Annotated in this window: 12 protein-coding genes; 6 read left to right on the forward strand and 6 right to left on the reverse strand. The window is 24.0% G+C overall.

Annotated elements, in window-relative coordinates; translation table 11 throughout:
• Window positions 1-3 precede the first annotated feature (3 nt).
• The 3 genes from CLOACE_RS00475 to CLOACE_RS00485 all read left to right on the forward strand — a co-directional run bounded on the left by CLOACE_RS00475 (window position 4) and on the right by CLOACE_RS00485 (window position 1,941).
• Window positions 4-351, forward strand: coding sequence for an SMR family transporter (locus CLOACE_RS00475; protein WP_070109079.1), 348 nt, complete (start codon window positions 4-6; stop codon window positions 349-351).
• A 115-nt stretch (window positions 352-466) separates the two neighbouring features.
• Window positions 467-1,660 (forward strand): pyridoxal phosphate-dependent aminotransferase, encoded by a 1,194-nt coding sequence (locus CLOACE_RS00480; RefSeq protein ID WP_070109080.1) that lies wholly within the window; start codon window positions 467-469, stop codon window positions 1,658-1,660.
• Between the two features lie 23 nt (window positions 1,661-1,683).
• A complete protein-coding gene (locus CLOACE_RS00485) occupies window positions 1,684-1,941 on the forward strand; it encodes an HPr family phosphocarrier protein (protein ID WP_070109081.1) in 258 nt (85 codons plus the stop codon).
• Between the two features lie 28 nt (window positions 1,942-1,969).
• Here CLOACE_RS00485 and CLOACE_RS00490 read toward each other — a convergent pair whose 3' ends face one another.
• Complete coding sequence (locus CLOACE_RS00490) at window positions 1,970-2,188, reverse strand: DUF378 domain-containing protein (protein ID WP_070109082.1); 219 nt, start codon at window positions 2,186-2,188, stop codon at window positions 1,970-1,972.
• Between the two features lie 188 nt (window positions 2,189-2,376).
• On the opposite strand from CLOACE_RS00490, the gene purB reads away from it, so the two are divergent.
• Window positions 2,377-3,807, forward strand: coding sequence for an adenylosuccinate lyase (gene purB, locus CLOACE_RS00495; protein WP_070109083.1), 1,431 nt, complete (start codon window positions 2,377-2,379; stop codon window positions 3,805-3,807).
• 847 nt (window positions 3,808-4,654) lie between these two features.
• On the forward strand, window positions 4,655-5,665 hold the full coding sequence (locus CLOACE_RS00500) for a tyrosine recombinase XerC (RefSeq protein WP_070109084.1): 1,011 nt from the start codon (window positions 4,655-4,657) through the stop codon (window positions 5,663-5,665).
• 60 nt (window positions 5,666-5,725) lie between these two features.
• Here CLOACE_RS00500 and CLOACE_RS00505 read toward each other — a convergent pair whose 3' ends face one another.
• Entirely contained in the window at window positions 5,726-6,109 is a 384-nt protein-coding gene (locus CLOACE_RS00505; RefSeq protein ID WP_070109085.1) for a hypothetical protein, read from the reverse strand.
• A 300-nt stretch (window positions 6,110-6,409) separates the two neighbouring features.
• Here CLOACE_RS00505 and lexA point away from each other — a divergent pair, with 300 nt between their 5' ends.
• Window positions 6,410-7,018, forward strand: a complete 609-nt coding sequence (lexA, locus tag CLOACE_RS00510) for a transcriptional repressor LexA (protein WP_070109086.1) — start codon at window positions 6,410-6,412, stop codon at window positions 7,016-7,018.
• A 105-nt stretch (window positions 7,019-7,123) separates the two neighbouring features.
• On the opposite strand, the gene CLOACE_RS00515 is transcribed toward lexA, so the two are convergent.
• The 4 genes from CLOACE_RS00515 to mutL all read right to left on the reverse strand — a co-directional run bounded on the left by CLOACE_RS00515 (window position 7,124) and on the right by mutL (window position 11,708).
• Complete coding sequence (locus tag CLOACE_RS00515) at window positions 7,124-8,419, reverse strand: methionine gamma-lyase family protein (RefSeq protein WP_070109087.1); 1,296 nt, start codon at window positions 8,417-8,419, stop codon at window positions 7,124-7,126.
• A gap of 101 nt (window positions 8,420-8,520) precedes the next feature.
• The gene (gene hfq / locus CLOACE_RS00520) at window positions 8,521-8,760 is read right to left on the reverse strand and encodes an RNA chaperone Hfq (RefSeq protein WP_070109088.1); all 240 of its coding nucleotides are present in this window, start codon (window positions 8,758-8,760) and stop codon (window positions 8,521-8,523) included.
• A 61-nt stretch (window positions 8,761-8,821) separates the two neighbouring features.
• Window positions 8,822-9,757, reverse strand: coding sequence for a tRNA (adenosine(37)-N6)-dimethylallyltransferase MiaA (gene miaA / locus CLOACE_RS00525; RefSeq protein ID WP_070109089.1), 936 nt, complete (start codon window positions 9,755-9,757; stop codon window positions 8,822-8,824).
• Between the two features lie 25 nt (window positions 9,758-9,782).
• Complete coding sequence (mutL, locus tag CLOACE_RS00530) at window positions 9,783-11,708, reverse strand: DNA mismatch repair endonuclease MutL (RefSeq protein WP_070109090.1); 1,926 nt, start codon at window positions 11,706-11,708, stop codon at window positions 9,783-9,785.
• Window positions 11,709-11,715 lie beyond the last annotated feature (7 nt).

The raw sequence follows: 11,715 nt of genomic DNA on the forward strand, positions 1-11,715 counted from the left end.
GTTATGTATGGATTTATTCTTACATCAGTGTTTTTAGGAGCATTAGGACAAGTTTTGGTTAAATTAGGAGCAGTTAATTTAAGTTTTAGTGGAAACATATTTAAAATTATATTTGATATATTAAAAAATATTCCTGTAATGTTAGGCATAACATCTTATGGAGTGAGCTTCTTGATATGGATAAAGGTACTTAGTAAAGTAGAGTTAAGTTATGCTTACCCTTTTGTTAGTTTAGGGTATGTTTTAATTATGATATTTTCTTATTTAGTTTTTAAAGAAAATATTACTTATTTAAGAATAATAGGAGTTGTTTTTATAATAATAGGAGTTATTTTTATTTCTAAAAGTTAAAAATAACTACAAAATTTATTAATGAATTTTAAATAGATATTTTACAAAAAGTATAAAAAGTGATATATTATTAGTAAAAATTTATTTAGAATTTATTATATGGAGGTATTGCTAAATGACACTATCAAAAAAAGCAAAACAAGTATCCTTATCTCTTACATTAGCTATAACAGCTAAAGCAAAGCAAATGAAAGCTAATGGAGTTGATGTAGTAAGTTTTGGAGCAGGAGAACCAGATTTTAATACTCCAGAAAATATTCAAGAAGCAGCAATTCGTGCTATGAGTAATGGATTAACAAAATATACACCTGCATCTGGTATATTAGAATTAAAAAAGGCTATTTGCAATAAATTTAGTAAAGATAATAATATTTCATATAAGCCATCTCAAATAATAATATCTAATGGAGCTAAACAATGCCTTGCCAATGCTTTTCAGGCTATATTAAATCCTGGTGATGAAGTTATTTTAGCTGTGCCTTACTGGGTTAGTTATCCAGAGTTAATAAAATTAGCAGATGGTATTCCTGTTTTTGTAGATACAAAAAAAGAAAATAGTTTTAAATTTACTATAGAAGACTTAGAGAAAGCAATTACTGAAAATACTAAAGCAATAGTAGTTAATAGTCCTAATAATCCTACAGGTACAATTTATTCAAAAGAAGAGCTAGAAAAAATAGCAGAGTTTTCTAAAAAACATAATTTATATATAATATCAGATGAAATATATGAAAAATTGATATATGAAAATAAAGAACATATTAGTATAGCTAGTATTTCTGAAGATGCTTACAAAAGAACTATAATTATAAATGGTGTATCAAAAACTTATTCTATGACAGGATGGAGAATAGGGTATTGTGCAGCAGATGAAGAAATAATAAAGCTTATGTCAAATATACAAAGCCATACTACTTCTAATCCAAATTCTATTGCTCAATATGCTACATTAGAAGCTATAGAAGGGGATCAAACTACAGTAAATAATATGAAATTAGAATTTGAAAAAAGAAAAAATTATATGATTAAAAGAATAGAAAAAATGAAGGGTGTATCTTTTATAAAACCCTATGGCGCATTTTACTTAATGCTAAACATATCTAAATTTTTTGGGAAAACTATAAATGGAATAAATATAAAAGATTCAATTTCTTTTGCAGATGCATTATTAGATAGTCATAAAGTAGCGGTAGTTCCTGGAATAGGTTTTGGAATAGATGATTATATTAGACTTTCTTATGCAGCATCTATGGAAAATATTGAAGAAGGTTTAAATAGAATTGAAAGCTTTATTGATATGATAAAATAAATGTAATTAGTGAGGTGATATAAGTGATAAAAAAAGAAGTAATGGTTAATAGTGCTACAGGATTGCATGCTAGACCAGCTACTTTATTAGTTAAAAAAGCATCATCTTTTAAATCAGATATATTTATAGAATCTAATGGAAAAAAGGCTAATGTTAAAAGTTTAATAGGTGTTTTATCATTAGGTGTAACTAAAGGTTTAAAGATAAGTGTAATTGCATCAGGAGATGATGAAGCTTTAGCAGTAGATGAAATTGTTAGATTAATAAAATTATTAGAATAAAAAAGGCTCTATAATTTTTGAGCCTTTTTTATGCTTTAGATGTTTTTTTTGTTTTTAACAAAAGTAAAATCATATTTATACCTGCTACACCTACTACTATGTAAATTATTCTTCCTAGTATATTAGCGGGTTCACCAAATAATAGTCCTATTAAATTAATATTAAATAATCCTATAAGTCCCCAGTTAATTGCACCTATTATCACTAATATTAATGATATTTTATCTAGTAAACTTAGTTTATACATATATTAACCTCCTATATATATTAAATTTTATATTATAGTAAAGTATATTATTATCTATACATATATAGAACTAATATAAAATTTAAATTAAATAAATACGAATATAGAAGTGTTAATAATATTTATTATATGTTATAATATGAATGAAATAAAAAAACAAATAAATTTTATACGTATGGAGGTATAGTATGAAAAATCTTTATAGTACACCTTTAAATTCTAGGTACGCTTCAATAGAAATGTCTTATTTATTTTCAGAAGAAAATAAATTTAAAACCTGGAGAAAATTATGGGTAGCTTTAGCAGAATGTGAAAAAGATTTAGGATTAAATATATCAGAAGAGCAAATAAAGGAATTAAAAGATAATATAGATAATATAAATTATGAAGTAGCTGAAAAAAAAGAAAAAGAAGTAAGACATGATGTAATGAGTCATGTTTATGCTTATGGAGTACAATGTCCAAAAGCTAAAGGGATAATACATTTAGGAGCTACAAGTTGTTATGTAGGAGATAATACAGATTTAATAGTAATGAGAGATGCATTAAATTTAGTAAGAAAAAAATTAATTAATGTAATAAATTCATTGAGTAAATTTGCTTTAAAATATAAGGAATTACCTACTTTAGGATTTACTCATCTGCAGCCAGCACAACTAACTACTGTAGGAAAAAGAGCAACACTTTGGATACAGGATTTAGTTTTAGATTTAGAAAATTTAGATTTTGTTATTAAAAATTTAAGATTTAGAGGAGTAAAAGGAACTACAGGAACACAAGCTAGTTTTATGGAATTATTTAATGGTGATGATGATAAAGTAAAAACATTAGATAAATTAGTTACAGAAAAAATGGGATTTAAAAATGAATTTATGGTTACTGGTCAAACTTATCCTAGAAAAGTAGATTCAATAATTTTAAATACTCTTTCAGAAATAGCTCAAAGTGCTTATAAATTTAGCAATGATTTGAGAATTCTTCAAAATATGAAGGAAATGGAGGAGCCTTTTGAAAAAAATCAAATAGGTTCTTCGGCTATGGCATATAAGAGAAATCCTATGAGATGTGAAAGAATAAGTGCATTAAGCAGATATGTAGTAGTTAATTCTTTAAATCCTGCTATAACAGCTTCAACTCAATGGTTTGAAAGAACATTAGATGATTCAGCTAATAAAAGAATATCCATAGCAGAAGCATTTTTAGCTTTAGATGGAGTGCTTAATTTATATATGAATGTATCTGAAAATATGGTAGTATATAAAAAAGTCATAGAGTCTCATGTTAAAAGTGAATTACCTTTTATGGCTACAGAAAATATTTTAATGGAAGCTGTAAAAAGAGGTGGAGATAGACAAGAATTACATGAAAGAATAAGACAACATTCAATGGAAGCGGCAAAGAAAGTAAAACAAGAAGGTTTAAATAATGATTTAATAGAGAGAATTATTAAGGATAATAATTTTAAATTAGAAGAAAAAGAAATTAAAGAATTAATAAATCCTAGTAAATTTATAGGCAGAGCACCAAGTCAAGTTGAAGAATTTATAAAATTAGTTATAAAACCAATATTAGATAATAATAAAAATTTATTAGGAGAAGAAGTAGAAATAAATGTTTAATTTTAAATTATAAAGGTATAATATTATACCTTTATAATTTTTAGAATTATATTTACATAATATAAAATATGTGTATAAAAAATAAAGTAAACCAAAATAATAAAATCCTACACATTATTTAAATAAAATTAATATATAATGATATAAAAGTTTTATTTAAAAATCTTATAATAAATTTTGAAAAAGAAAATATTTTAATACAAAATAATAATTATAAATTTTATTTTATATTATATAGAATACATTAAAAGAATATTAATTAAATTGTTATAAATTTGAAATACATTCTAAGTGTATATTTTTAAGAGCACATGATTTGTATTATTAAAAACAAATTTAAAAATCTACAGATGTAGTTTTCTACAAATGTAGATTTTTTATTTTCCTTTTTTACAAATAAATTAGTTTCAAATTTTTTGTAAATCTACATATCTAAAATAGTCAAATATAGTAAAAAAATGAATCCACATAACTATTAACATTATGTGGTAAAAAATTAAACTGATAATAGTCAACAATTATTTCCACATAATGTTAATGTAAAATGTGGTATAATTATTAATGATATGTATAAACAAAAACCTTATAGTTGATATATATTATCAATTGAAACGTAATTGAAAATAGAGTAGAAAAGTAAACAAAAATGATGATTTTTACTTATATATTATTCTACAATATTTAACTAAAATTTTCAAAAATATAAATTTTAAATTTTACTAAAAATAAGCAAAATAATTATAATTAATATTTTATAAAAGAAGGATTTTTATAAACTTTTATAGAATATTATATTCGCTAAATATACATTTAGCGAATATAATATAGTGTTTAGGAGGATTTTTACATGAAATACAAATTAAATCATATATATAATCATGCTTTACCAGAGAGAGTTAATGAATTCTTAAATTATTTGAGTACTATAAAAGGAAAATCAATTAATACTATTAATGGATATAAAATTGATTTGATTATGTTTTTTAGATTTTTAAAATTATATAAAGGTTCTATATCTGATAATATTGAATTTGAAGAAATAGAAATAGATGATATTGATGATAGATTTTTAAGAAAAATAAAGTTAGCAGATCTTTATGCTTTTATATCTTTTACAGAAGAATATAGAAACAATGGAAATTATGCTAGAGCTAGAAAAGTAGCTACATTAAAATCTTTTTTTAAATTTTTATATGGTAAAGCAAAAATTATAGATGATAACCCTGCTGTAGAATTAGAAACACCTAAAATCAATAAAAGAAACCCAGTATATTTAACTTTAGAGGAAAGCAAAGCCCTTCTTAATGCTATAGATGGAAGGTATAGAGAAAGAGATTATTGCATAATAACGTTGTTTTTAAATTGCGGATTAAGATTGTCTGAATTATGTAGTATTAATATATCTAAAATTAAAGGAGATACTCTAACGGTTATAGGTAAAGGAAATAAGGAAAGAACAGTATATTTGAATAAAGCTTGTGTTGATGCTATACGCAGCTATTTAAATGTAAGAAATGAAAAAGCAAATAAAATTTCTGAAAGTGAAAAAGATGCTTTGTTTTTAAGCAAAAATTACAGAAGAATTAATAAAAGAACTGTTGAAAAAATGGTGAAAAAATATGTAAAAAAAGCAGGTTTAGATAGCACTAAATATACACCTCATAAATTAAGACACACAGCAGCTACACTGATGTATAAATATGGAGATGTAGATATAAGAACATTGCAAAAAATATTAGGTCATGAAAATGTTTCTACTACTCAAATATATACTCATGTAGATGATGATAAATTAAGAGAAGCAGTAAAATTAAATCCTTTAAGTAATGAAGATGAAAATGATGAAAATCAAGATTAGCTTTTGTAAATTCATATACAAATAATTAAAAAAGTAACTCTATTAAAAATAATAATAGAGTTATTTTTTATTCTTTTTTAATCTTATTAATCCAGGAAATTGTTCTATAGCAACTTTTTTAAATAAATCTTCATCTTCTAATACTTCTTTTAAACCAGTTATATCATCAATATATTCTATTTTTATATCCTCTTCTTTTAAATCTTCTTCTAATAAGTATTCTTGTGAGTAATCCAAGTCATCTTTTGGAATGTCTAATTCAGTATAATCTTCGCTATCCTCAATAATTTCATTTATTTTTATAGCTTTTAAATCATACCCTTCTAATTCTAGACATTTGCCACAATTGTTACAAGTTTTATTTTTATCTAAATCGCATTTTATACAATCGCCGCAATTATTACATACTTTGTTAGAATTAAATATACAAAGTTTATTTTCCATGTTATGAATACCTTCTTTCTTTATAAATATTATAGTTAAAAAAACTAATTTATTTTTAATTATTCATTTTAGTAAAATTTAAATTTTATAAAAATATAATATATTAATAGATTATTCCCTAATTACATTTAATTAATATACTAAGTATTTTAATATTATATGGAACTAACATTATATCAAAACAGAAAAAAATATTCAATATAATATTTTTGTAAAAATTATATTATAAGAACATAAGTTTGCTATTTAATAAAATTTGTGATATAATTCAAAATAATAAATTGTGAGGTGTTTTTTATTATGGGTAAAAGTAGAAATAGCAAACAAATGGAAATTTATGAATATATAAAAAAACAAGTTAAAGAAAAAGGTTATCCTCCATCAGTTAGAGAAATATGTGTAGCAGTAGGATTAAGGTCTACATCTACAGTTCATGGTCATTTAGAACGTTTAGAGAAAAAAGGATTTATAAGAAGAGATCCTACTAAACCTAGAGCTATAGAAATATTAGAAGAATCCTCTGTAAAAAAGGAAATGGTTAATATACCTATAGTAGGCAATATAACTGCTGGAGCTCCAATGCTAGCTGTGGAAAATATAGAAAATACTTTTTGTTTACCCATAGAATTTATAAAAAATAATAAACAGTTATTTATGTTAAAAGTTAATGGAGAAAGCATGGTGGAAGCAGGAATATTAAATGGAGATTTAGTTATAATGGAAAAAAGCAATATAGCAGAAAATGGTGATATTGTAGTTGCATTGATTGAAAATGAAGCTACAATTAAAAGATTTTTTAAAGAAAAAGACTGTATTAAATTACAACCTGAAAATAAAAGCATGGAACCTATAATAGTTAAGAATTGTACAATACTTGGAAAAATAGTAGGATTATATAGAAAATATTAATTAAACTGTATTTTATATAAATTTTAATAAATAAAAATCAAAGTCGAATATTTATATAACGGCTTTGATTATTATTTATTAAAACTATATGGTTAGGAATAAAAATTAAATAGAGTCATTTTTAAATATATTTGATAAAGCTATTAAAATACCTATTTTGGCATGATCGAAAGTAAGTCCCCCTTGTAGATAAGCTATGTAAGGAGGTCTTATAGGAGCATCTGCTGATAATTCTATAGAAGATCCTTGAATAAAAGCTCCAGCTGCCATTATAACTTTATCGTCGTATCCTGGCATATCCCAAGGTTCGCACTCTACAAAAGAATCTATTGGAGAACCATATTGAATGCCTTTGCAAAATTTTATTAACTTTTCTTTATCATTAAACTTAATAGCTTGAATTATATCACTTCTTTTATCTTTATAATTTGGAAGTACTTCAAATCCTGCAATTTCCATTATTCTAGAACATAATATAGCTCCTTTTATAGCTTCTATAGCTACATGAGGTGCAAAAAACAATCCTTGAAATAAAAGCCTCATAACTCCAAAAGTGGAACCACATTCCCCTCCTATTCCAGGAATGGTTAATCTATAAGAAGATTGAGTTACATATTTTTCTTTACCAGCTATATATCCACCTGTAGGAGCTATTCCCCCTCCAATATTTTTTATTAATGACCCTGCCATTAAATCTGCACCTACATCAGTAGGTTCCATAGTATCTATAAATTCTCCATAGCAGTTATCTACAAAACATATAACATCATTAGTTATATGTTTTATAAAACTAATTATATCTTTAATTTCTGATACTAATAAAGCCCTTCTCCATCCATAACCAGTAGACCTTTGTATATGTATAATTTTTATAGTTTTATCTTTTTCTAATTCTTCTTTAACTTTTTCTAAATTTACTTTACCCTCTTTTGTTAAATCTATTTGTTTATAATTTATATTATATTCTCTTAGAGAACCTATGTTCTTATTATCTCCTATGCCTATAACGCTATGTAAAGTATCATAAGGGCTTCCACAAATAGAAAGAAGAGTATCTCCCGGTCTTAAATTTCCGAATAGTGCAGCTCCTAAAGCATGGGTACCATTTACAAAATGGGGTCTTACAAGAGCACTTTCACAATTAAATATTTTTGCATATACTCTATCTAAAGCATCTCTTCCTATATCTCCATATCCATATCCAGAAGAATTTGTGAAATGTGAATCACTTATTCTTTCTTCTTGAAAAGCATTTAAAACCTTTAATTGATTAAATTCTCGTATTTTATCATAAACATCAAATTGAGATTCTACATCTTTTATAGCTTTTTCATAAATATCAAATACTATATCTGTTATATTATACATATTTTTTAGTTTGTTTTTTGTTTCGTTTAACATTTTGTAACCTCCTATAAATAAAAATACGACTTTAGTTGAAAAACTATCTTAAATATAGTAACATATAAAAAAAGAATAGGCAATTTTGCAGCCTATTCTTTTTAGTATAGCGACTCGTTATTATTAAATAGTAGAGGTTTAGAAGGTACAATTGTAGAAATTGCATGTTTGTATATCATCATTTGTTTTCCATCAGTATCTAGAATTACAGTAAAATTGTCAAATCCTTTTACAGTTCCTCTAATTTGGAAACCATTAGTTAAGTATATAATAACGTTAGTTCTATTCTTTCTTGCACCATTTAAAAATATATCTTGTAAATTGTTAACTGCCTTGGTCATAAATATAATCACCCTCCATAAACATTATTTATATATATTCTATAAAAATAATAAAAATCCTCTATTTTTTAAGCAAATCTACTTTTTTTATAATTTCTTCAACTATACAATTATCATTCTCAAAATTATCTTTATTTATCCAAATAGCTCTTTTATCTTTTCTAAACCAAGTTAATTGTCTTTTAGCATAATTTCTGCTACCTTTTTTGATTAGGTAAATTGCCCTATCTAAATTTATATCTCCATCTAAGTAATTTAGAATTTCTTTATAACCTATGCCTTTCATAGATTGCATATCTGCAGTACAACCCATATTTTTTAATTTTTTAACTTCTTCTATAAGACCTTTTTCTAACATAATATCTACTCTTTTATTTATTCTTTCATAAAGTTTAGATCTTTCCATGTTTAATATAAAATAATATATTTTATAAGGTATATCATAAATATCATTTTCTTTGTTGTACTCACTAATAGTTTTTCCTGTAAGTTTATATACTTCTAAAGCTCTTATTACCCTTTTTAAGTCATTAGGATAAAGTCTATTGTAGGATTCTACATCTACATCTTTTAAAAGACTATGCACATATTCTTTTCCTTTTACTTTAGCTAAGTTTTGAAGATAGTCTCTGTATTTTTCATCTTGTTCAGCTTCTGTAAAATTATAGTTGCAAATTAATGAATTTATATATAAACCTGTTCCTCCTGTTAAAATAGGAATTTTATTTTTTGATATTATATTATCTATAGCTTTTTCAGATAAATCTTTATACATGGATACATTAAAATTTTCTTTAGGTTCTACTACATCTATTAAATGATGTTTTATTCCATTCATTTCTTCATTTGTTATTTTAGCTGAGCCTATATTCATATATTTATATATTTGCATAGAGTCTGCAGAAATTATTTCTCCATTTAATTTTTTAGCAAGTTTTATAGATATATCTGTTTTTCCTACAGCTGTAGGTCCTGCAATTATAAGCAATTCTTTCATTTATAAATCTCCCCTTTTACATTTTTTATTGTATTCTTTTAAACTTTTTTTCTAAATCTTTTAAAGTAATTTTTATAATAGTAGGTCTACCATGAGGACATGTAAAAGGATTATCTATAAATCTTAGTTGTTCAATTAAATGTTTAATTTCTATATCAGAAAGTTGGTGCTTTGCTTTTACAGCAGATTTACATGCGGTTTTAGCAATTAAATCATATTGTATTTCTTCAGTTTTTCCACTTCCCATATTTTTTATATTATCTAATATATTTGCAAATAAATTTTCTATATTAGATTTATCTAATATGATAGGAACTTCTTTTATACATATAGTATTATTACCAAAAATCTCTATGTGAAATCCTGATTTCTCAAAAATACATTTATTTTCTTCATATAATGTAAAATCTTCTAAAGATAATTCTAATACTGTAGGACATAAAAGTATTTGAGAATTAATATTTTTTGTTTTTATTTCATTTAGGTATTTTTCAAAAAGTATTTTTTCATGAGCAGCATGTTGATCTATTATATATAGTTCTTTATTTTCTTTATTATAATTTTCAGCAATAATATAAGTATTGTCAAATTTACCAATAATATTTAATAATCCAAATTTAGATTCTATATTGTCATAATTTAAATTGTTTTTTTTACTGATTTTATCAATTTCATCAATTTCATCAATATTGCTTTTTTTAGTTTTTAAATTATTGTTAACAGTGTTTTCTTTTTCTATCGCATATTGAGGATTAAGTTTATTATTATTTTCTTGTATATATTGATGATTAAATTTATTATTTTCTTGGCTTTTATATGTATTATTATCTTTATTAATGAAATCTATGGGGATTTTTATTTTTTCTATTTTATTTTCTTCTAAAATAGATTCTTTGCTGCATTCATTATTTAAATCTTTTAATATTTTGTTTTCGAAAGAATAGGAAAAATTATTTTTCAAGTATTTTTTAAGAGTTTCGTGGATACAATTAAATACTGTTTTAAATATATATCTTTCATTATTAAATTTTATTTCAGATTTTGAAGGATGAATATTTACATCTATAAATTCAGGAAATATATCTATAAATAATACAAAAAAAGGATGGTTATTTACAGTAGTAAAGGATTTAAAAGCATTTTCTACAGCTGCTGAAATTAGTCCGCTTTTTACATATCTTTTATTTACAAATATACTTTGATTAGTTCTACTTTTTCTAGTTATATTAGAATTACCAATATATCCATACATAGAAACTACATCTAAATGATTTTCAAAATATATTATATTTTCATATGTTTTTTTACCATATATACTTCTTATGACATCTTTTATTTTACCAGTTCCATAGGTAATGAGAGATTTTTTATTGCTATTTATATATTTAAAAGATATATCTGAATTAGAAATAGCTAATCTGTTTATTATATCTGATATTAAAGATGTATCTCTCCTTTGAGATTTTAAAAATTTTTTTCTAGCAGGTACATTAAAGAATAAATCTTTTACTTCTACTATGGTTCCTGTATTGCATCCCACATCTTTTATATAATTTATTTTTCCACCTTCTATAGATATTTCTTTCCCAAAGTTTAATTTTTCAATTTTGCTTTTTAATAAAACTTTTGATACAGCAGCTATACTTGATAAAGCTTCTCCTCTAAAACCCATAGAGTTTATTTGGTAAATATCCTCTAGTGAAGATATTTTGCTGGTAGCATGAGGTATAAAGGCTTTTTCTATATCTTGGGCGTGTATACCTATACCATCATCAGTAATTTTTATGCTTTTTTGTCCACCTTCTTCTATTTCTATAGTTATATTTTTAGATTTAGCATCTATACTATTTTCAACTAATTCTTTAACTACGGAATAAGGAGCTTCTACTACTTCACCAGCGGCTATTTTATTAATAGTTTTTTCATCTAATATATTTATTCTTTTTAACAAAATACCA

The organism is Clostridium acetireducens DSM 10703 (assembly GCF_001758365.1).
Lineage (GTDB): Bacteria > Bacillota > Clostridia > Clostridiales > Clostridiaceae > Clostridium_C > Clostridium_C acetireducens.